This is a genomic window from Flavobacterium seoulense, from assembly GCF_000695795.1.
Classification (GTDB): domain Bacteria; phylum Bacteroidota; class Bacteroidia; order Flavobacteriales; family Flavobacteriaceae; genus Flavobacterium; species Flavobacterium seoulense.
Genome location: NZ_JNCA01000019.1, coordinates 34,702 through 56,646, shown reverse-complemented (window position 1 = coordinate 56,646; position 21,945 = coordinate 34,702). Strand labels below are relative to the sequence as shown.

Annotated in this window: 18 protein-coding genes; 7 read left to right on the top strand and 11 right to left on the bottom strand. The window is 33.4% G+C overall.

The genetic code is table 11. The annotated features are described in order from the left end of the window. Positions 1-204: 204 nt before the first annotated feature. Positions 205-2,301, bottom strand: a complete 2,097-nt coding sequence (locus FEM21_RS10665; protein ID WP_035660294.1) for a beta-galactosidase — start codon at positions 2,299-2,301, stop codon at positions 205-207. Between the two features lie 294 nt (positions 2,302-2,595). On the opposite strand from FEM21_RS10665, the gene FEM21_RS10660 reads away from it, so the two are divergent. Both FEM21_RS10660 and FEM21_RS10655 read left to right on the top strand, forming a co-directional pair. Next, complete coding sequence (locus FEM21_RS10660) at positions 2,596-3,018, top strand: nuclear transport factor 2 family protein (protein WP_035660293.1); 423 nt, start codon at positions 2,596-2,598, stop codon at positions 3,016-3,018. Positions 3,019-3,024: 6 nt separating this feature from the next. After that, complete coding sequence (locus FEM21_RS10655) at positions 3,025-3,654, top strand: pyridoxamine 5'-phosphate oxidase family protein (protein ID WP_035660292.1); 630 nt, start codon at positions 3,025-3,027, stop codon at positions 3,652-3,654. Here the strand turns inward: FEM21_RS10655 and FEM21_RS10650 are convergent. The 8 genes from FEM21_RS10650 to tsaD form a co-directional block, all read right to left on the bottom strand. After that, positions 3,651-4,454 carry a DUF1961 family protein gene (locus FEM21_RS10650; protein ID WP_035660290.1) on the bottom strand — a complete coding sequence of 268 codons (804 nt, stop codon included), beginning with the start codon at positions 4,452-4,454 and terminating at the stop codon, positions 3,651-3,653. The genes FEM21_RS10655 and FEM21_RS10650 overlap by 4 nt on opposite strands. A 21-nt stretch (positions 4,455-4,475) precedes the next feature. Next, complete coding sequence (locus FEM21_RS10645) at positions 4,476-5,045, bottom strand: hypothetical protein (protein ID WP_035660289.1); 570 nt, start codon at positions 5,043-5,045, stop codon at positions 4,476-4,478. Positions 5,046-5,047: 2 nt separating this feature from the next. Continuing rightward, a complete protein-coding gene (locus FEM21_RS10640; protein WP_035660288.1) occupies positions 5,048-6,229 on the bottom strand; it encodes a class I SAM-dependent methyltransferase in 1,182 nt (393 codons plus the stop codon). A 1-nt stretch (position 6,230) separates the two neighbouring features. Then, positions 6,231-7,322 carry an AI-2E family transporter gene (locus FEM21_RS10635; RefSeq protein ID WP_035660286.1) on the bottom strand — a complete coding sequence of 364 codons (1,092 nt, stop codon included), beginning with the start codon at positions 7,320-7,322 and terminating at the stop codon, positions 6,231-6,233. Between the two features lie 33 nt (positions 7,323-7,355). Then, positions 7,356-7,862, bottom strand: a complete 507-nt coding sequence (locus tag FEM21_RS10630) for a TrmH family RNA methyltransferase (RefSeq protein ID WP_035660283.1) — start codon at positions 7,860-7,862, stop codon at positions 7,356-7,358. Positions 7,863-7,868: 6 nt separating this feature from the next. Then, positions 7,869-8,507 carry a DUF4159 domain-containing protein gene (locus FEM21_RS10625; protein ID WP_035660281.1) on the bottom strand — a complete coding sequence of 213 codons (639 nt, stop codon included), beginning with the start codon at positions 8,505-8,507 and terminating at the stop codon, positions 7,869-7,871. 83 nt (positions 8,508-8,590) lie between these two features. Continuing rightward, positions 8,591-9,295, bottom strand: a complete 705-nt coding sequence (locus tag FEM21_RS10620; protein ID WP_035660279.1) for a 16S rRNA (uracil(1498)-N(3))-methyltransferase — start codon at positions 9,293-9,295, stop codon at positions 8,591-8,593. A 110-nt stretch (positions 9,296-9,405) separates the two neighbouring features. After that, complete coding sequence (gene tsaD / locus FEM21_RS10615; RefSeq protein ID WP_035660277.1) at positions 9,406-10,428, bottom strand: tRNA (adenosine(37)-N6)-threonylcarbamoyltransferase complex transferase subunit TsaD; 1,023 nt, start codon at positions 10,426-10,428, stop codon at positions 9,406-9,408. Between the two features lie 263 nt (positions 10,429-10,691). Here tsaD and FEM21_RS10610 point away from each other — a divergent pair, with 263 nt between their 5' ends. From FEM21_RS10610 to FEM21_RS10590, 5 genes are all read left to right on the top strand, one after another. Beyond that, positions 10,692-15,071, top strand: a complete 4,380-nt coding sequence (locus FEM21_RS10610) for a translocation/assembly module TamB domain-containing protein (RefSeq protein ID WP_081824682.1) — start codon at positions 10,692-10,694, stop codon at positions 15,069-15,071. Between the two features lie 256 nt (positions 15,072-15,327). Further along, complete coding sequence (pfkA, locus tag FEM21_RS10605) at positions 15,328-16,314, top strand: 6-phosphofructokinase (RefSeq protein WP_035660271.1); 987 nt, start codon at positions 15,328-15,330, stop codon at positions 16,312-16,314. Positions 16,315-16,393: 79 nt separating this feature from the next. After that, entirely contained in the window at positions 16,394-17,398 is a 1,005-nt protein-coding gene (gene gap, locus FEM21_RS10600; protein ID WP_035660269.1) for a type I glyceraldehyde-3-phosphate dehydrogenase, read from the top strand. Between the two features lie 140 nt (positions 17,399-17,538). Further along, positions 17,539-18,390, top strand: a complete 852-nt coding sequence (locus tag FEM21_RS10595) for an N-acetylglucosamine kinase (RefSeq protein ID WP_035660267.1) — start codon at positions 17,539-17,541, stop codon at positions 18,388-18,390. 5 nt (positions 18,391-18,395) lie between these two features. Continuing rightward, on the top strand, positions 18,396-18,770 hold the full coding sequence (locus tag FEM21_RS10590) for a methylglyoxal synthase (RefSeq protein WP_035660266.1): 375 nt from the start codon (positions 18,396-18,398) through the stop codon (positions 18,768-18,770). Here FEM21_RS10590 and FEM21_RS10585 read toward each other — a convergent pair. Continuing rightward, a complete protein-coding gene (locus FEM21_RS10585) occupies positions 18,751-19,131 on the bottom strand; it encodes a Rid family detoxifying hydrolase (RefSeq protein WP_035660264.1) in 381 nt (126 codons plus the stop codon). The two genes, FEM21_RS10590 and FEM21_RS10585, sit on opposite strands and share 20 nt — an antisense overlap. 47 nt (positions 19,132-19,178) lie before the next feature. Next, positions 19,179-21,926 (bottom strand): putative LPS assembly protein LptD, encoded by a 2,748-nt coding sequence (locus tag FEM21_RS10580; RefSeq protein ID WP_035660263.1) that lies wholly within the window; start codon positions 21,924-21,926, stop codon positions 19,179-19,181. Between the last annotated feature and the right edge of the window lie 19 nt (positions 21,927-21,945).

Below are 21,945 nucleotides of genomic sequence, written 5' to 3'. Positions count from 1 at the left end.
AAAGCTGTCGCATTACTATTAAAAATCACTCGAAGTGACGAATTCTTTACTTAATGACATTGACATATTAGAATCAAGAAAACAAAAAAAGCTTTAGCCAAATCTTGATTTAGATTTTAGCTAAAGCCCAATTCTATTCATTTTTAATTTAAAAAAGATCCGTTTAAATCTGTTTAAATCCGTCTAATCTGTGTTCCACATTTTTTACTGTTTCCACACTAACACATCGGCAGTTTTCATGGATTTAGTTCCAATGATAATTTCTGCATTGGCAGGCAATTTCATTTCATAAACTTTATCTGAATAGTTTACGGCAATCCCAAAACCATCGCGGTATTCGACCATAATTCCTTCCGGATAATTTTCGATAGCAATATTTTGTTGTTGGTATAATTTGGTCAAAACCTGTTTTTCTAAGTCTCCTCTTTTAGAATCAACGCCAATATAAGTTACGGTTCCTTTGCCTAATTTACGCGAAATCACAGCAGGAGTTCCGGCATAGAAATCACCCTGAAAAGTGCCCCAGATTTCGGTTCCTTTGTTTGGTTTTAACAAATCGCCCCAAGAAACCCAATCAAAATCCTGATTGTTGAATTTGATTTTGTCAGGTGATTGTGGCATCAATAAATCGTATGATTCAACTTCGGAACCAATTAATTTCCAGATCGGTTCATAGAATTTAGCTTCCCAAAGATGCCCTTTTCTATTTTGAATTCCTGATCGGCAGCTTAATACTAAGTTTCCTCCGTTTTGTGCATAGGCGGTCATTTTATCAATCATTTGCTGATCGATCATTTGATAAGCAGGTGCGATTAATACAGGGTATTTAGAAAAATCAGTAGTATCACGTACAAAATCCACCGGAGCTCCAAAAGATTTTACCGTTTTGTAATACTTTAGAAAATGATTTTCGGTATTCCATTGGTTCGTTTGCTTGTTCAAATTAATTCCCATAACGTTATCAGCATTAAAAAGAATTCCTGTTTTGCGTTGCAAATATTCCTTAGGCAATTGCGCTTTCGGATTGTGTTTTTTTCGCAACAAATTAATGTCTTTGATAAACTGGCTGAATTCTTGTCCGCCAGTGGTAGGAGTAACGCCATCAGTACCTACAATTCCGTAGTGGTATTGCTCATAACCGTACAATGGCGCACGAAAACGATAGGTGCAGGTAAATTTACTTCCGCCGGCAAAAACGTGCCATAACCAAAGTCGCATAGCTCCCGGCAAAGGTTGCGGATTGATACTTCCCCAGTTTACCTGTCCCGGCTGTAATTCCATCACTCCATAAGCACCTTTTAATGGACGGAAAAAATCATTTGCCATTGCAATTCTGGAATATTCGCCCACTCGATAGCCTTTTGGACCAATACCTAAATCGCTACCATAAACCATATAACGGGTGTAAGAAACAAAGTCCAGTTCTTTACTTGCGCCCACATAACCCACATCATACATTGGAATATAATTAGAAGTTACCCATTGGTTCGAATTGGAATATTTACGGATTTCTTTGGCTTGTTCGTCAAGAAAAGTAGCGGTTTCATCATCGGCAAAGCGGTAGTGGTCTAATTGCGAATGCAAATTCATCCCCCAAACAGAATGTAAAGGAATATTAATTTCGTCAAAATTACTGTAAGTTCCGCTCCAGAAATTATTTCCCCAGGCTTCATTCAATACATCAATGGTTTTATATTTTTCTTTTAACCAATTACGGAATCGTTGCGGTGCATCTTGTCCGTAATCCAGAAAACGACGTGGTTCATTGTCTATTTGCCAACCGATTACATTTTTATCATTACCGTATCTTTTAGCTAATTCGGCAATCATTTTCATCGAATAAGAACGGTAATAGTTGCTCGAAAAAGTTGCATGTTGGCGTGTTCCGTGATCCATTTTAGTACCATCTTCCATAGTGGCTAATACGTCAGGATGTTTGCGAACCAACCAAACCGGAGGCGTAGCCGTAGAAGTACAAAGAATTACTTTGAGATGGTATTTTTTAGCCAGTTCGAGTGATTTATCCAGCCATTTGAAATCGTATTTTCCTTCTTCTGGTTCAAGTTGTGCCCAGGCAAATTCGCCAAAATGGGTAAATTCAAATCCCATTTTTTCCATATTTTGGAAATCGCGTTCCCATTGCGCCGGATCCCAATGTTCCGGATAATAATAAACTCCTACAGAAGTCAAATCTTTGGAAGGGAAAAATTGCTCCATTTTTTGAGCAAATGTTGCCGTACTAAAAAGCAATAGCAATGCTAAAAAGCACTGTTGGTACAATGCAGTAATTTTGTAATTCATAATAAACCGGTTAGTTAATAGTGAATTACAAATCTAAGTTTTTTTAGATAATATTCTGAAGTTTCTTATAGTATTCAAATAATGTTCATTGCTTTTGTTTTATAGAATACGTAAAAAAGGGAAAAAAATTATAGGGGAAAATTGTCCATGCATTAGCGCCTATTATCCAATTTATTTGTTTCAGTTGTGCTGTATCTTTACTAAGTAAAATGATGAAAATCAGTTTGAAAGATTAAAGTCTGTTTCAAATCGCTAACCATTTTTATTTACATTTATAAGATAAAATACAATTATATGAATACTGAAGAAAAAAGATTTCCGCTGCCACCATTTACTTTAGAAACTGCTTTACAAAAAGTTCAAATGGCTGAAGATGCCTGGAATAGTCAAGATCCGGTGCGTGTTGCTAAAGCTTACACTATTGATACCGAATGGCGTAACAGAAGTAGTTTTATTAATGGAAGACAAGAAGCGGAGGCATTTCTAACAAAGAAATGGCAGGAAGAAAAGCATTATAAATTAAAAAAAGAACTATGGGCTTTTCTCGAAAATAAAATAGCAGTTCGTTTTGAATATGAATTCCAAAATAACGAAGGACAATGGTTTCGTGCATACGGAAATGAAAATTGGGAATTTGATGAAAATGGCTTAATGCAGAAACGTTTTGCTAGTATTAATGATTTAGCAATTGAGGAAAAAGACAGAAAATTTAAATAAATTACAATGGCTCAAAATTTTCATCAAATTGCTTTTACTGATGCTGTAAAAGCTTTACAAACGGAACACGGTAGCCGAAATAGCTATGAACGAATGGAGAAGTTCAACGTTATTGATGGCTTATCAGAAAATGAAATGAGATTTATTGCTAATCGGGATAGTTTTTATCTGGCTTCTTTTGGAGCTAATAATTTTCCCTACGTTCAGCATCGTGGTGGGCCAAAAGGTTTTGTAAAAGTTTTAGATGAGCATCAAATCGGATTTATTGATTTCACTGGAAATAAGCAATACATAACGGTTGGGAATATAGCAACAAACAATAATGTTGCCTTAATAATGGTCGATTATCCTACACAATCCAGATTGAAAATATATGCCAAAACAGAAATTGTAGAACTCAAAGATAATCCCGAATTACTAGCAACTCTTGATTTAGAAAATTATAAATTTCGTCCGGAAAGAATGATGGTTTTCCATATTGAAGCCTATGATTGGAACTGTCCGCAACATATTACACCTCGTTACACGGGTGCCGAAATTAAAGTTGCCCTGCAACCACAACAAGATTATATTGAAAAACTAGAAGAAGAAAATAAAAGGCTAATCGAAAAATTAAAAGAAGCAGGAATTAATTAATTCATCGTGTAAACCGAAATGTTTTTGTACAAAGCCGATCGGGTTGCCATTTGTCTTAGACCAATTCGACCTTCAATAAGTTCAGGATCATTTTGTAAATTCCACGAAAAAAGTTTTGAAGTGTCTTTTCCAGTGACTTTAAAATACAGTTTTTCAGCGGTTTTGATTACTGTAATTTTATAGTTTTCGTCAGTTTTAAATAATTCGGTTTCAAAAAAAGCATTAGGAATTTCGGTGGTAGTATTGAAATTTTGTCCTTTAATTACAGGATATTGACGTACCCGGATATAATCTTTTTCGGGGTCATTATTATCATTTTCGAATGAAGAATAACTAATATGCAAGGCTTTCATATTATTGAAATAAGTCTTCATCGCCGGAATCGTCCTTAGCTGATTCCATTTCGAAATATCTTCAACATAAGGTGAATTTCCAATACCAGTTGCCTGAAGGTATAAGATAATTGCCCATTTGGTTTCAGTATCTTTTCGGGTAAAGTTGTATTCTATTTTTAAATTTCCCTTAAAAGATTGTTTTGTCCATAAAACAGCATGAGCAGTATCGGTTCCTGCGGTTGTTCCGGCATTAAAAAGCATTCCCGCTTTGGTATTTTTAATATTGGCTTCGAGTCCGTCGAGAAACCATTTCGTTTGCCAGTCTTTTGTTCCTTTATCCTTTAATTGTAATTGCCAATGCTTGGACTGATTCAGAATTTCGAATTCTCGATTATCAGTGTTCTGAGCATTTACAATGACAGTTAAAAACAGATTTAGTGAAAAAAGAAAGGACTTTACATTCATGTATCTTAATTTATTTAAAGTTTAATTTTCGATACATTTTAAGTTTTGAATGAAATAATTTTCCGGCTGAAATGTTTTTCCGCTCAATTCAGAAACTAGTTCTTTTTTAATGATAAAATCTTCTATATCCGTTGAATATTTTATTCGCATCAAAGAAAGCGGAGAACTTTTTAAATCTTCCATTGATCCTTTCATAAACATGAAATTTCCAACAATCACGCGGTTGTCAAAACCATTTTCGTCTCTAATCATGCTGCCACAATATTCCATATTAGTGTGCACTAACGTAATTACTTTTCCGCTGTTTAATTGTAGATATAATCTGGAATTTTTGTCAAAACATCTGGCTTTAATAAATCCTTTACTTTTTTGAATCAATTGCACATTTAGCGTTGGTAAACCATCGGTTAATGACAAAGTATAGAAAATATAGCTTGAAGTTCCCGCAAAGTTTTTTTCAGAAATCAGGTATTCTTTGGTTACTTTGTACGTTCCAATAGAGTCCGTTACATTAGTGGCATATTCGCACGCCGTTTGTGCAAAAGTGTTGAATGATAAAAAGAAAAAGGCAATGAGTAATAGTTGTTTCATTATTAATTTATTTTGGCGCAAATTAATACAATTTTGTTATTGTTTTCATCTGTGGTAAAAAAAGAATATAAATTTCCTCCGTCTTTAATTTTCCATTTTTTTCGAATGTTTTCTACGGTTTCGGGAAAATTCCGAGTGGTAATATTGAATTGTTTCCCACTCATGTAGTTTTTCATCTCCGTTTTATTGTATGGAAAAGATGCTGTGATTTCGAAAATTCTACCCGGAAATGCAACTACCTCATTTGAGGTATATAAATGCGAATGTTTATGCAATTTAGCAATGTTATAGCTAACGGAAACTGCATCAAATCCGCCCGATTTCATAATCGCACTATTGGGTTCAAACAAGTATTTTTTAGGTAAACTATATTCTGGAAAAACGGATTCCTGATTCATAACGAATTCAAAAGTGTCAATAGTTCCTTTTGTAATATTAGCCGTTTTTAAAGTCACTTCGCCCGAATAATCTTTATGCAATTCCCATAAAAGCTCCTTTACTTCATTTTCCAAAGCTACAATATGAATAGCTTTTACATTTTTCAATTCAGATAATCCAGCCGAAATATCTAATATTGGTGCTGTTTTGATTAAAATAGCATCACTTTTTTCGAAATAAAAATCAAGGTTTTCAGGAACATTAGGTAAACAGTCTTTCAGCATAAAAACTTTTCCCTTTACATCATTTCGTCTCGAAGGATCAATGTAAATCCAATCCCATTTTTGATTCAATGATTGTAAGGTTTCCAAGCTATCGCCTGTATAACATTCGATATTTTTGCAATTTAATTGTTCGAAATTATGCCTCACAATTTCAGAAAGTTCGGGATTGATTTCGCAATGTGTTACCGATTTGATTTTGGATGCAAAAAAATAATCATCAACACCAAAACCACCGGTAAGATCAATTAATGATACTCCCGAAACGATATTGGTTTTATAAAGTGCTGTTTTTTCTGAAGAAGTTTGTTCGACCGAAATTTTACCGGGATAAATAATATTATTGGCAGTAAACCAGGTTGGTAATTTATCCTTAGCTTTTGATTTTGCTGCGATTTGGTTTAAAATTACAGCAAAATCAATTTCAGGAAACGGATTCTTTTTAAACGCTAATTGAGCAACATCAGTGTTGAGATTAGCGTTTATAAATTCCTGAATTTCTTTTTTTAAGATTTCTGAAGTCAACTTAAATTCCTCTCGTTAATACTTTTACAACTGGATTTTCAGGAAAAAATTCTTTGGCTACCACTTTAGCAATGGTGTAAAGCGGTACGGCGATAATCATTCCCAGGATTCCAAAGATGAAACCACTTGCTAAAATCACGATGAAAATTTCCAGTGGATGTGAATTGACACTATTCGAAAAAATCAATGGTGTTGTTACATTGTTATCAATAACCTGCGCCAGTGAATATCCAATTAAAACATATAAAGTGGTAGATAACATTTCGCCCTGCGATTGTGGATCCATGTGACCAAGCATTGTTAAAACAGCAACCAAAATCGTTGCAATCAAAGGCCCGATATACGGAATGATATTTAATAATGCTGTTATAAATGCAATGATAAAAGCGTTTTGTACTCCAAAAATGAGTAATACAATTAAATATAAAACAAACAAAATAGTTATTTGTCCTATTAAACCAATGAAGTAGCGACTCAATAAATGATTGATTTTTCTAAATGAATTTAAAATTTTGTCTTCATGCTGAGCAGGTAAAATTTGTCTGGCGTTAGAAGTGAAAAGCTTTTTGTCTTTCAGAAAAAAGAAAGTAATGAAAATAATAGAACCTATTGCCATCCCAAGATTTCCAAGCGTTCCTAATAAAGAATTCAGGAAATTAGGAATGAAATTCAAATTAATTTTTGAAGCAATATTAGATTCTTTCAGCATTCTTTCGGTATCAATATTATGATCTGAAAAATAGGTTTTTAGTTTTTCAATAAGCTGTGTCAGGTCATTTTGAAGTTTTCCGGTATCTAAAAGCGACAAATTTTCACTTTGCGAAATAATGAGCGGTACAAACATCATGATGAAACCAGCTAGCAATGAGATAAAGAAAATCATCGTGACAATCACTGCGGCAATGTGGTTGAATTTTAATTTGGTTTCCAGAAAGCGTACAATTGGATTTCCAATCATGCTTACAATTAATGCAATAAAAAGAAAATAGATGACAGGCTGGATTAGGAATAAAACGTAAAGTAAAAGTACAGTTCCCGCTGTTATAATTATGGCACGTAAAATTCCGTTACCAATTATTTTTGATGTTACCATTTTAGATTTGTTTATTTTGCTAAAGATAGCAAACTACAAATTAATTTTCGAAGTTAATTCATATAAAGCAATGCTTGTTGCCTGTACCACATTCATACTGCTGTTTTTTCCAAACATATTGATATGTACAATTTGGTTTGAAATATTTAAAATTTCATCGCTTATTCCGTTGATTTCGTTGCCTATAACAAGCGCTGTTTTTTTATCTGAAAGTAATTCGATTTCTTTTAAAGGTTTACTATTCGAAGCAATTTCTAATGCAATTATTTCGTAGTCATTTTGTTGTAAATACGTAATGACGTCTTTGTTTTCTTCAATTATCGAATGAGGGACATGTAAATGCGTGCTTCTTGAAGTTTTATTTATTTTTCGGGGATTAAGCGGAATATCTTTCCCTGAGAAAATGATTTTTTCGATTCCAAAAGCTTCTCCAATTCTAAAAAGCGAACCGATATTTTGCTGAAAATAAATATGATCGCAAACTAAAGTAATAGGAAAAGTAGTTGGCTTAAATTGATTTTCTTCGTGTTTTAATTGCACCTGAATCTAGTTGTTAAAGATGTAGTTAATAATATTGGCGCCCATTTTTAAGGCTTTTTCGCGTACAGCAACGGGATCATTATGTACTTCAGGATCTTCCCAGCCATCGCCTAAATCGCATTCAAAAGTATATAGCAATACTAATTTATTGTCAACAAAAATTCCAAAAGCCTGCGGACGTTTACCTTCGTGTTCATGAATTTTAGGTAATCCATTAGCAAAAAGATACGGCTTTTGAAAAATAGCGTGCGTAGCAGGAATTTCGACTAATTCTTTATTTGGGAATACTTTTTTTAGCTCTTTTCGAATGTATTCATCCATTCCGTAATTATCATCAATATGTAAAAAACCACCCGCTTTTAAATATTTTTGAAGATTCATCACATCCGATTCGTTAAAAACTACATTTCCGTGTCCCGTCATGTGAATAAAAGGATAAGAGAATAAATCAGGACTACTTGGTTCTACTGTTGCGGGCTTTGGACTAATAGCTGTTTTAATATTGCTGTTGCAAAAACGAATCAGGTTAGGAAGCGCCGTAGGATTTGCATACCAATCGCCACCACCGCTGTATTTTACCAAGGCAATTTCCTGGGAAAAAGAAGCGAAAGAAATTAATAGTAAAATGATATAGAGTCTTTTCATTTTTTAGTCCTTAGTGATTAGTCCTTAGTCCCTGGCTCTTGAGTTTTAGTTCTTAGTTGAGAAAGTTTGATTGCTAAGGACTATCATTCATTAAAAAATACCACACTGTGACAGGCTACAACTGCGGCAGTTTCGGTTCTTAATCTGGTGTTGCCTAAAGATACAGGAATGTAATTGTTTTCTAGCGCTAAAGTGATTTCTTTTATCGAAAAATCACCTTCAGGCCCTATTAATAATGTGATATCTTCATTCGGTTTTAAAACTGATTTTAGCGTTTTCTTATCCGTTTCTTCGCAATGAGCAATCAATAAATTACCGTTTTTTTGCTGTTTGATAAATTCTTTAAAAGTAATAGCGTTGTTTAATTTTGGCAAAAAAGCTTCGTTACATTGTTTTAAAGCCGACAAAATGATTTTATCAAATCGGTCTTTGTTGATTACTTTTCTTTCAGAACGATCACAAATAATCGGAGTGATTTCCTGAATGCCAATTTCGGTTGCTTTTTCCAGAAACCATTCGTAGCGGTCGTTCATTTTTGTTGGAGCAACCGCTAAATGCAAATGAAATTTTGGAGTTTCTTTTTTTTCGAAAGTATTAATTTTTACCGTGCATTTATTGTCTGAAGCTAAGGTAATTTCGCATTCAAAAATAAAACCGGCACCATTGGTTACAAATAAAATATCGCCGTCTTTCTTTCGCAGGACTTTGATAATGTGTTTGCTTTCTTCTTTATCGAAAGAAAAAGATTCGGTTTGTTCGTCGATATTTGGATTAAAAAATAATTGCATAGTTTATACCATTTGTATTTGTTATTTATACCAATATTTTCTGGTATAATGCCGAAATAACAAAATAATAGTTCCATTCTTATGGGGCTATATATTTTGTATAATCGGTATTAGAATTGAATTCGCGCTTTAGAAACTACCGAAGCATTTTCGAAATGTTGAGACAGGAATTTTTGATAACCTACAATTCCTATCATCGCAGCATTATCGGTAGTGTATTCAAATTTTGGAATAAATGTTTTCCAACCGTATTTTTTTTCAGCTTCTTTCAGAGTGTTTCTAATTCCTGAATTGGCCGAAACACCGCCACCAATCGCAATTTGAGTAATTCCGGTTTCTTTTACCGCTAATTTTAATTTGTCCATTAAAATTTGGATAATAGTGTGTTGGATAGAAGCACAAATATTATTGGTGTTTTCGTCTATAAAATTAGGATTCTTTTGTTTTTCTTTTTGAATAAAATACAAAATAGCCGTTTTTAAACCTGAAAAACTAAAATCTAATCCGGGAACTTTAGGTTTTGTAAAAGCATAGGCTTTTGGATTTCCTAATTGAGCATATTTATCGACTAAAGGTCCGCCGGGATAAGGAAGACCAAGGATTTTTGCACTTTTATCAAACGCTTCTCCTACGGCATCATCAGTAGTTTCGCCAATGATTTCCATGTTGAAAAAGTGATTGACTTTTACAATTTGTGTATGTCCGCCGCTTATGGTTAGGGCTAGAAATGGAAATTCGGGTTTGTCATAACCTTCTTCGTCAATAAAATGTGCCAGAATATGTGCGTGCATGTGGTTTACAGCAATCAGCGGAATTCCTAGTGCCAGTGCCATTGATTTTGCAAAAGAACTTCCTACCAGCAATGATCCCATTAATCCGGGACCTTGTGTAAAAGCAATGGCTGAAAGCTGTTCTTTCCTGATATTTGCTTTTTTTAGGGCGGCATCAATTACAGGAACAATATTTTGCTGATGTGCTCTTGAGGCTAATTCGGGAACAACACCGCCATATTGCGTATGAATGAGTTGATTTGCCACAACATTTGACAGTACTTTGTCGTTACATAAAACGGCAGCAGCAGTGTCGTCACAGGAACTTTCGATAGCAAGAATAAAAACCTCTGGATTTAGCATAAAACGAGACAAATTTTGAATTACTTATAGCAACCGATTTAAATTTTATTTAATTTTACGGCGCAGCCAAAATTAAAGAATTTTTATTAAAGCTTTCGCTCTTTCCTGGGGCAAAATAATATTTCATTTATTAAATAATACAGCATATCAAAAAAGCGGTTAAAATAACTTCGGGAATCATTTTTGGACTCATCATCTTCTTGTTGCTGCTGGGTATCGCTTTAACTTTACCTACGGTACAAACTAAAATAGGAAAATACCTGATGAATCGTATTAATAACGATTTTGGTACACATATTTCTATCGATAAAGTTAAGGTATCTGTTTTTGGAGGAGTAAAAATTCAAAACGTATTGATTTTAGATCATCATAATGATACTTTGATTAATACGAAAATTTTAAAAACGAATATTTTTGACATCAATACGATGCTGGAAAAAGGTGATTTGTTATTTAGCACCATTCGTTTAGATGGGGTTTTATTTGATTTGAAAACTTATAAAGACGAAAAGAAAACCAATCTTGATGTTTTTATAGCTTCTTTCGATTCAGGAAAACCGCCAAGCGGGAAAAAATTTCTTTTAAAATCGAATAAGGCTTACATAAGCAATGGTCATTTTAGATTGACAGATGAGAACAGAGTCAATCCAAAAGATGTTGATTTCGAAAAAGTCAATATCGAATTGACCGATTTCAAACTACATGGTCCCAATGTAAATACCACCATCAATAAGTTGTCATTTTTAGATTACAGGGGTTTATTTATTGAAAAATTAAGCACAGTTTTTAGCTATTCGAAAAAGAAAATTGAGCTGAAAAATATGGAATTAAAAACTCCTGAAACTACCATAAAAGGAGCTGTAAAACTGACTTATAAGGTTGAGGATTTTGCTCATTTTAATGATAAAGTAAAGTTTGATGTTAGGTTGAATACATCTAAGATTGCGACAAATGATATTCGGTATTTCTATAAAGAGTTAGGTGTAAATCAGTTTTTTTATATCAATAAAACTCAGGTAGGAGGAACGCTGAACGATTTGTATGTAAATGATTTGCATCTTGTTGATTCCCGAAAATCACGTATTGAAGGAAATATTAATTTCAAAAATATTTTTGGGAAACAGCATCAGCGGTTTTATATGGATGGTGATTTCACCAGAATTAATTCGAGTTATACTAATTTAGTAACGCTGCTCCCGAATGTTCTTGGGAAAAAATTACCGGTAGAACTAAAAATGCTGGGTAATTTCTGGATGGAAGGAGGCGCTCAGCTTACAGCAACGTCTATTGATGCGGCATTAAATGTAAGATCAGAAATAGGAAGAGTGCAGTCGGTTTTTTCGATGACTAACATTGATTTTATTGATAAAGCGACTTATACTGGAAATGTTGTTTTTGAAGGTTTTGATGTGGGAACTTTTTTAAATCGTAAAGATTTAGGAAAAGTGACTATGGATGTTAACGTTGATGGAAGAGGATTTACAGAGAAGTTTTTGAATACAAAAATAAAAGGTAATATCACCACGCTGGATTATAAAAACTACACTTATAATGATATTGTTCTTAATGGGAATTTTAAATTACCGTATTATAAAGGACAAATTTCGGTAGCTGATCCTAATCTAAAAATGGAATTCGATGGATTAGTTGATTTAAGTACTAAGGAAAACAAATATGATTTCCATATCAATGTAGATCATGCTAATTTGACTAAACTGAAATTTGTAAAAGATAGCATTTCTAATTTTAAAGGTGATGTGGTAGTGCAGGTTACCGGAAATACCATTGAAGATTTACAAGGAAATGTTTATATCAAAGAAACTTCATACCAGAATGTAAAAGATACTTATCTTTTTGATGATTTTAATGTCAATTCTACGTTTGATGAAAACAGAATCCGAACGCTTACCATCAATTCTCCTGATATTATTGACGGTAAAGTTGTTGGTCGTTTTCAGTATGGTCAGTTAGGAAAATTAGCCCGAAATTCTTTGGGTAGTTTGTACACCAATTTCAAACCTGAAAAAGTAAATAAAGGTCAGTTTTTAAGATTCAATTTTACTATTTACAGTAAGATTGTCGAAATTTTATATCCCGAAATTGCACTGGCGACCAATACTGTTTTAAGAGGGAATATCAAGGCCGATAGTCAGGAGTTTAAGATGAATTTTAATTCACCTAAAATTGTATATGCTAAAAATACATTCGATAATATCAGGGTTTCGGTAGATAATAAAAATCCTTTATATAATGCTTATGTTGAATTAGACAGTATTAAAACGCCTTATTATAAAATGCGTGATTTTAGTTTGATTAACATCACAACTAAGGATACTTTGCTGTTTCGTTCGGAATTTAAAGGTGGCGAAAAAGGAGAAGATTATTTCAATTTGAACTTGTATCATACCATTGATGAGGATAATAATAATGTGGTAGGTATCAGTAAATCAGAAATGAAATTCAAGGAGAATTTATGGTATCTGAACGAAAAAGATGCTTCTAACAACAAAATCGTTTTTGATAAGTCGCTTAAGAATTTCAATTTTGATGATATTATATTGTCACACGAAAATCAGTCGGTTTCTCTTAAAGGGACAATGAATGATAAATCCAAGAAAGATTTAGAACTCAATTTTAAAGATGTCGATTTGTTTAAAATTACACCTTTAAGCAGCAAGTTTGTCTTTAATGGAAACTTAAATGGAGCTGTACATTTTAAACAAAATAACCAAATTTATAAGCCTACAGCTTCTCTGGTTGTGGATAAACTGAATATCAATAAGACCGATTTAGGAGTTTTGAGATTTAATATTGAAGGTGATCAAAACTTAGAAAAATTCACTATTAATTCGTTTTTAGAAAATGAAAATATGGAATCTTTCAATGCTAACGGAAGTTTTCAGGTAGTCAATAAAAAGACTATTCTGGATTTAAAAGTAAAATTAGATAAGTTTAATTTAGGTGTTTTAGGCTCCTTAGGAGGCAATGTCTTGTCAAATATTCGAGGTTTGGTTACAGGAAACTCAATTGTTACAGGTGATGTTAATAAACCTAACATAAGCGGCCGATTGTTTGTCGACAAAGCCGGATTAACTGTTCCGTATTTGAATGTCGATTATCAGTTAAGCGACCGTTCCATTGTGGATTTAGTTGATAATAAGTTTTTGTTTCGAAACAATACTATTACTGATTCGAAATACAACACAAAAGGTATTTTAAGCGGCAGTGTAGAACACAATAATTTTACCGATTGGAAACTGGATTTTGATATTAATTCGAAAAAATTAGTGGCTTTAGATACTAAAGATTCCGAAGATGCAGCTTATTATGGAACTGCATTTATCAATGGAAATGCTTCTATAAAAGGGCCGGTAGATGGCTTGTTTATTAAAATAGTTGCCAAATCAGAAAAAGGTACGGATGTTAAAATACCAATTAATTCTGCTGAAAGTGTTGGCGAAAATTCATTTATTCACTTTTTAACTTCTAAAGAAAAGTACAATAATATGATGGGTATTGTTGAAAATACCCGAAAATACAACGGATTAGAATTAGAATTTGATTTTGATATCACACCTGATGCTGAGGTTGAAGTTATTTTAGACCGTAATTCCGGTCATGGAATGAGAGGTCGTGGTTATGGATCCTTATTATTTAAAATTAACACCTTAGGGAAATTCCAGATGTGGGGGGATTTCCAGGCTTATGAAGGGACTTACAATTTCAAATACGGTGGATTGATTGATAAGAAATTTGATGTAAAAAAAGGAGGATCAATCACCTGGGAAGGAAATCCAATGAGAGCACAATTGAACTTACAGGCTGTGTACAAAACCATTGCTAATCCTGCTGTTTTATTAGATAATTCTTCGTTTAACAGAAAAGTTCCTGTAGATGTAATCATTGGAATTCAAGGAGATTTAGCTAGTCCGGAACCTGATTTTAATATCGAATTTCCAACAGTGAGTAATGTTTTGAAATCTGAAATTCAATATAAATTATACGATAAAGATGTAAGGCAAACACAGGCTTTGTATCTGCTTTCTTCAGGAGGATTTTTAAGTCCTGAGGGTGTAAATCAGTCTGACTTTTCAGGAAGTTTGTTTGAAACAGCGTCCAGTTTGTTAGGAGATATTTTAAAAACCGATACTGATAAAATTAAGGTAGGACTTAATTATGTTTCGCCGGATAGAAGAATTGGTAGAGAAACTGACGGTAGAGTAGTGGCGACTATTTCTTCAAAAATCAATGAGCGTGTTTCGATTAATGGAAAAGTCGGAGTTCCTTTTGGCGGAATTAATGAGTCTGCAGTTGTGGGAGATGTCGAAGTACAATATAGAGTGAATCAGGACGGAACTATGAATTTAAGGTTGTTTAACAGAGAAAACGATATTAATTACATTGGGCAGGGAATTGGTTATACACAAGGTTTAGGTTTAACTTACGAGGTTGATTTTGATAGTTTTAGGGAATTGGTAAACAAAATCTTTAAAAAGAATCTGATTCGGAAAGTAAATAATACTAACGAATATTTCCAGGATTCAAATGTTACTCCTGAATACATCAATTTCAATAACGAAAAAACGCCTAAAAAGAAGGATTTGAAAAATAATTCTGAAGCAGTAAAAAACGATGAAGACTAATCATTGTACTTTTTTAAGAAATTAATTTTGCAAAAAAAAAGCATTTTGTAAGAAGTGTTATAAAAACATTAATAATAAGTTATTCTTAGTTTAATTATCCAAAAATCGGTTTCTATTGAAAAAAAAGTGACTTTTTTTGTTTTTTGTGAAACTTGTTAACGAAAACGTTTGAATTTGGAATAGTAAGTTAAAATATTAACACAGACGCTATTAAAGTAATTTATGTTTCTTAATTTTACGTTTCAAAACTAAAACAATGCTAAAAACAATCAAAAAAATAGGCGTTTTAACTTCTGGTGGAGATTCTCCGGGAATGAATGCCGCAATACGATCAGTTGTTCGAACTTGTGCTTTTCATAATATTGAATGTGTTGGGATTTACAGAGGATATCAAGGAATGATTGAAGGTGACTTCAAAGAAATGGGACCTCGAAGTGTAAATAACATTATCAATAAAGGTGGAACAATTTTAAAATCGGCTCGTTCTTCTGAATTCAGAAGTCCCGAAGGAAGAAAAAAAGCATACGATAACTTGATAAAACAAGGAATTGAAGCTTTAGTAGTTATTGGCGGAGACGGTACTTTTACCGGAGCGTTGACTTTTAACTCAGAATATGGTTTTCCGGTAATGGGAATTCCTGGTACTATCGATAATGATATTTATGGAACAACTCATACATTAGGATATGACACCGCTTTAAATACTGTTGTAGACTGTATCGATAAAATTAGAGATACTGCGAGTTCTCATAACCGTTTATTCTTTGTTGAGGTAATGGGAAGAGATGCTGGACACATTGCCTTGAATGCCGGAATAGCAGGTGGTGCTGAAGAAATTTTAATTCCTGAAGAAGACTTAGGGTTAGATCGTTTGTTAGAATCACTTCAAAAAAGTAAAGCATCAGGAAAATCATCCAGTATTGTAGTAATTGCTGAAGGCGATAAAATTGGTAAAAATGTATTCGAATTAAAAGATTATGTTGATGCTAATTTGCCTGAATATGATGTTCGTGTATCTGTATTAGGACACATGCAGCGTGGTGGATCACCTTCTTGTTTTGATAGAGTACTGGCTAGCCGTTTAGGAGTTAAAGCAGTAGAATCTTTATTAGACGGAGTTTCTAATTTTATGGTAGGATTGAAAAATGATACCGTAAATCTTACTCCGTTATCATTAGCTATCAAAGGAAAATCAGAAATCGATAGAGAATTATTAAGAGTCTCTGATATTATAACAACTTAATAAAAATTGTAGCAAAATTAATTATTAAATTTGCACAAATTTTTTAATCAGAATAATAAACAATAAATAAATAAAAGAAATGTCAAAAGTAAAATTAGGAATAAACGGTTTCGGAAGAATCGGAAGAATTGTTTTTAGAGAGTCTTTCAACAGAGACAATGTAGAGGTAGTTGCAATCAACGACTTATTAGATGTAGATCACTTAGCTTACTTATTAAAATATGATTCTGTTCACGGTCAATTTAACGGAACAGTTGAAGTTAAAGAAGGAAAATTATACGTAAATGGAAGAAACATTCGTATCACTGCTGAAAGAAACCCAGCTGATTTGAAATGGAACGAAGTTGATGTTGATGTTGTTGCTGAGTGTACTGGTATCTTCACAACTATCGATACTGCTAGTGAGCACTTAAAAGGTGGCGCTAAAAAAGTAATTATTTCTGCTCCTTCTGCTGATGCTCCAATGTTTGTAATGGGAGTAAACCACGAAACTGCAAAAGCTTCTGATTTAGTTGTTTCTAATGCTTCTTGTACTACAAACTGTTTAGCTCCTTTAGCTAAAGTTATTCACGATAACTTTGGAATCGTTGAAGCTTTGATGACTACAGTTCACGCTACAACTTCTACTCAAATGACTGCTGACGGACCTTCTAGAAAAGACTGGAGAGGTGGACGTGCTGCTGCAATCAATATCATTCCTTCTTCTACAGGTGCTGCTAAAGCTGTTGGAAAAGTTATTCCTGAATTAAACGGGAAATTAACTGGTATGGCTTTCCGTGTTCCTACTGCTGACGTTTCTACAGTAGATTTAACTGTAAAAGTGGCTAAAGAAACTTCTTATGAAGAAATCATGAAAGTTTTGAAAAATGCTTCTGAAACTAACCTTAAAGGTATCTTAGGATATACTGAAGATGCAGTAGTTTCTCAAGATTTTATCTCTGACAAAAGAACTTCTATCATCGATGCTACTGCAGGAATTGGATTGAACTCTACTTTCTTCAAATTAGTATCTTGGTACGATAATGAGTACGGATACTCAAGTAAATTAATTGATTTATCAGTTCACATTGCTGGATTAAAATAATTCCAGTGTAATTATTATAAAGAAATCCCGTTATTTTTAACGGGATTTTCTATTTTATTATATCTTTAATTAATTGTGAAAAACACATTTTAATTTAAGAAATCAATCTAAAAACTAAATCTAAAAAAAAACTAAAATTAATGAAACTAATTGTTGATAGCGGTTCTACTAAAGCCGATTGGATTGCAATAGATGATCATGGAAAAGTATTGTTTACTACCCAAACTCTTGGACTAAATCCGGAGATTCTTGAAGGAGATGAAATCATTTCCCGTATAGATGATCGATTTGATATTCAGCAAAGTAAAAAAACAGCAACGCATTTGTTTTTTTATGGCGCAGGTTGCGGTACTGACCGAATGAAAAATAGTTTAACAGCTGTTTTTCAGGGATATTTTTCGAATGCTAAAGTAGTTGTTGAAGAAGATACTTATGCAGCTGTTTATGCAACAACACCAAAAGATGAAAAAGCTATTGTTTGTATTTTAGGTACGGGTTCTAATTGTAGTTATTTTGATGGAACTCAATTGCATCAAAAAGTACAATCTTTGGGGTATATTGTTATGGATGATTCCAGTGGAAATGTTTTTGGGAAAGAATTAATTAGAAAATACTATTTCAATAAAATGCCTAAAGAATTAGCAGTTGAATTTGAAAAAGAATACAATGTTGATCCTGATTTTATAAAAAGTAAATTATACAAAGAACCTAATCCGAATGCTTATTTAGCGACTTTTGCTAAATTTTTAATTCAACATAAAGAAACTGAATTTTGCCAGAAGATTATTCGAAAAGGAATGAAAACTTTTGTAAAAAATTACATCCAGCAATATGATAATTGCAATGAAGTGCCTATTCATTTTATAGGTTCAATTGCTTATTATTTAAAAGAAGAATTACAAGAGATTTTTGAAAAATACAACCTGCAATTAGGGAATGTTTTAAGAAGACCAATTGATGGTTTAATTTCATATCATGTAGCTAATAAATAAGAATTATGGAAATTGCTATTATTGCCCACGATGGTAAAAAAGTAGAAATGGTTCAGTTCTTAAATAAGAATCTGGAGCTTTTACGACAAGAAAATATAAAGCTTATTGCTACAGGAACTACTGGAAGAAAAGCAGAAATTGCCGGTTTTAAAGTAAAGAGAATGCTTTCGGGACCATTAGGAGGCGATGCTCAAATTGCAGCCCGTGTGGCCGAAGGAAAAACAAAAATGGTTTTGTTTTTTAAAGATCCACTAGCAAGTCATGCTCATGAAGTAGATATTAATATGTTACTTCGTGTATGTGATGTGCACAATGTGCCAATAGCGACTAACGAAGCATCGGCACAATTGCTATTGAGTGCTATAACACTGCTACCATAGAAATCTCAATATTAACATTTTTTGGCAAACAAGCCACTTGAACCGTTTCACGAGCTGGAGCGGTTTTTTCGTTAAAATAAGATCCGTAAACAGTATTTATGGTTCCAAAATCATTCATATTGATAATGAAAATAGTTGATTTAACCACGTTTTCAAAAGTCATTCCGGCAGCTTCCAGTACTGCTTTTAGGTTTTCCATAACCTGAGTTGTTTCGGCTTCGATAGTTGCTGTAGTCAAGTTTCCGTCAGCAGGATTGATAGCAATCTGTCCGGAAGTGTAAAGTGTGTTTCCTGAAAGAATTGCCTGGTTGTATGGTCCAATAGGTGCTGGTGCTTTTTCGGTAAAAATTATTTTTTTCATGAGGCTGTAATTTTGAAATAAAACAAAAAGTTTGTTGTTCGAAAATATTAACGATTAGGAAAATTACGTTTTTCCCATTTAATATCACTTAAGATTCCTGATTTAATTCCGATAAAGAAATTCCAGTTGGCATTAGCGCCAAATGGCATCCAGTTTAGCGACATTCTCCAGCTCGATAAATCACGTTCAAAACGCATTTGAGTATAAGTAACACCTTTTTGAACAAAATCATATCCTGTTGAAACTCCTACTTTCCATTTTGGAGTCAAATCAGCATTAGCAGAAATCATTATTGAATTTCCGGTGATTTTATTTTCCCTGTTATTATTTCCATAAGTAAAGGAATAAGCAAAGGTCATGTCCCAGGGTAATTTGGAATTAAAAAACTCTGATATAGTGTCTTCTCCTTCTTCTTCGCTGCCATCAAACAAACTCTGTCTGTTGTCATTAATATCAGTCGCTGTTCCAAAAAGATCGTCTTCACGACCTCCGTTTCGGGTGGTTTGCTTGTCTTTTTTCTTGTCGTCTTTGTCTTTACTGGATAAGGAATAATTTAAAGTAATATTCGAACTGGTCATTCTAAATAAACTTCCTCCGTTTTCAATATTGTATTTGTTAATTCTTCGTCCTGAGTTATCAATAGCATAAGGATCTAAAGTTGCGGCAAAGTTGGCATTCAGTTTATTTTCGAAAAATTGAGCTCCGGTACTTACCCTAACCGGTGACCAGGCAAGTGCGGTAACGCCATCGGCATCCAGATTATAACTCGTAGAAAAATTTAAGTTATTTAATAACATTACTTTCTTTGGTTCTGTTTTAGTCGAATCTTTGTCCCTCACTTTAGCTTCAAAAGTATTGCTAATGCTTATTCCCATCGTATTTGAATTAGTTAATCCGGGAACTCCAAAAATCCCGCCTTCAAAACGGGTGTACTGTTTATTCGTATCCATGGTTCCGCTACCATCAGAAGAGTAAGTGTCGTAATATTTCTCAAAACTTGGCGTATAAGCATAAGAAATCGACGGACGCATTACGTGCCTTATTGCTTGTATTTTCTTGTTGTCACCAAAATTGAATGTTCCATAAATAGTGGTTCCTAAACTGGCAGAAAAGTTATAAGTTCGAAAAGCATCAAATCCGTTTACAGTTTTATCAACAACTGCGTTTTGGTTGTTGTCAAATGATCTTCGGATAGTTTTCAAGTACCAAATTTCTTCGTAGTTCACCGATGTGGAAGCACTAAAATATTTGAATAATTTAAAGTTGGTACTTAACGGAATACTGTGTTGGAAACCTACTTGAGCGTCTTTAAACATTTGGGGTTTAAAAAACAAAGAATCGGTGGTGTTGATGGTATTTCGACCGTTTAAGTTGTATTGTAAGTTGATGTTTTTAAAGAAACCTTTTTTAACACCATTTTCTCCAACAAAAGGATATATTCGGTCTACACTAAATTGCAAAGTTGGTAATGTCATGCTGATTGATTCAGTTTGCGTATTTTGTGTATGCGTTGCAGACAAAGATAATCTCGCCTGAGGAAGAGTGTTGAATGTTTTTGAATACGAAATAGAGGAGCTTAAGGTGTTGTTTAAGCTGGAACCAATGTTAGACTGGTTAATCGATTGCTGGAAATATTTACTACTACCTAAGTTGACCGATGCAGAAAAACTCGAACTAGGATTAGCCTTAGAATCTCTGGAATGTGACCATTGAATGTTGTAAATATTTTGTTTAGAATAGTCAGGATAACCTCTTTCACTATTGATAAGGTTTTCAAAACGGACATTGACATTTCCTCTAAATTTATACCGCGTGGCATAAGAAGATTCAAATCGCATACCATAACTTCCGTTAGTGTAATAATCGGCGAGTACCGTTAAATCATAATGATCACTCAGAGCAAAATAGTATCCTCCATTTTGCAAAGAAAACCCACGCGTATTAGAATCATTATAACTAGGTAAAATTAATCCGGAAACGCTGGTTTCTTTATTCATTGGAAAAAAAGCAAACGGTAAAGCGATAGGAGTGGGAACATCAGCAATAACAAGATGTGTTAGTCCGGTAATTACTTTTTTGCCGGGAATAAATTTCACTTTACTGGTCTGGAAATAATATTCAGGATTTTCTTTATTAGTAGATGTGGTAAAACGGGCGCCTTTCAGAAAATAAACCGAATCATTCTCTTTTTTTGTAATAGCCGCTTTTACATTAAATTCCCCCTGATCAGTTCTGGAATTCCAAATCAGTGCTTTTTTAGTTTTAAAATTGAACCGAATCGAATCGGGTTCTATAACATTCGATCCTTGTTTAAAGTTTGGGTATTGCGTGTATTTGCCTGTTGAATCTTTAATTCGACCGGCATAAACCTCACTTTTTTCGTAATCCATGATAATTTTTCCCGACTTTAATTCAATATCCTGATAATAAAGTTCGGCATTATCGTACAAGGTGATTAATTTCTTTTTTTGATCAATTTTAGCATATTGATCAGCCTTGTATTTTACTTTTCCTTCAAGAAAGGCTTTTTTAGGTTTGATACTGTCTGTTTTTACGCTGTCTTTCTCTTTCTTTATGGTGTCAATAACAGGAGTTTTAATCTCTTTTACAGCAGGAATAGCTTTTTTTGGTTGAGTAACAGGAATCGGTTTCGTTTTTTTTACTATATCTTGCGAATAGATGTTAGAAGCTCCAAAAGTCAGGAGAAATGAAAATAAAACGATATGAAATAAGTTTGTCTGCAACGGTATAAATGCTATTTTTGTAAAATTATGGCTTGTTTTTTGAAGTGTCAAACTTACAGATTATTTTTCG

Excerpts from the sequence above, each read along its gene's own strand:
- FEM21_RS10665 (WP_035660294.1), bottom strand. The coding sequence starts at position 2,301 with ATGAATTACAAAATTACTGCATTGTACCAACAGTGCTTTTTAGCATTG.
- FEM21_RS10660 (WP_035660293.1), top strand. The coding sequence starts at position 2,596 with ATGAATACTGAAGAAAAAAGATTTCCGCTGCCACCATTTACTTTAGAA.
- FEM21_RS10655 (WP_035660292.1), top strand. The coding sequence starts at position 3,025 with ATGGCTCAAAATTTTCATCAAATTGCTTTTACTGATGCTGTAAAAGCT.
- FEM21_RS10650 (WP_035660290.1), bottom strand. The coding sequence starts at position 4,454 with ATGAATGTAAAGTCCTTTCTTTTTTCACTAAATCTGTTTTTAACTGTC.
- FEM21_RS10645 (WP_035660289.1), bottom strand. The coding sequence starts at position 5,045 with ATGAAACAACTATTACTCATTGCCTTTTTCTTTTTATCATTCAACACT.
- FEM21_RS10635 (WP_035660286.1), bottom strand. The coding sequence starts at position 7,322 with ATGGTAACATCAAAAATAATTGGTAACGGAATTTTACGTGCCATAATT.
- FEM21_RS10625 (WP_035660281.1), bottom strand. The coding sequence starts at position 8,507 with ATGAAAAGACTCTATATCATTTTACTATTAATTTCTTTCGCTTCTTTT.
- FEM21_RS10620 (WP_035660279.1), bottom strand. The coding sequence starts at position 9,295 with ATGCAATTATTTTTTAATCCAAATATCGACGAACAAACCGAATCTTTT.
- tsaD (WP_035660277.1), bottom strand. The coding sequence starts at position 10,428 with ATGCTAAATCCAGAGGTTTTTATTCTTGCTATCGAAAGTTCCTGTGAC.
- FEM21_RS10610 (WP_081824682.1), top strand. The coding sequence starts at position 10,692 with ATGAATCGTATTAATAACGATTTTGGTACACATATTTCTATCGATAAA.
- pfkA (WP_035660271.1), top strand. The coding sequence starts at position 15,328 with ATGCTAAAAACAATCAAAAAAATAGGCGTTTTAACTTCTGGTGGAGAT.
- gap (WP_035660269.1), top strand. The coding sequence starts at position 16,394 with ATGTCAAAAGTAAAATTAGGAATAAACGGTTTCGGAAGAATCGGAAGA.
- FEM21_RS10595 (WP_035660267.1), top strand. The coding sequence starts at position 17,539 with ATGAAACTAATTGTTGATAGCGGTTCTACTAAAGCCGATTGGATTGCA.
- FEM21_RS10590 (WP_035660266.1), top strand. The coding sequence starts at position 18,396 with ATGGAAATTGCTATTATTGCCCACGATGGTAAAAAAGTAGAAATGGTT.
- FEM21_RS10585 (WP_035660264.1), bottom strand. The coding sequence starts at position 19,131 with ATGAAAAAAATAATTTTTACCGAAAAAGCACCAGCACCTATTGGACCA.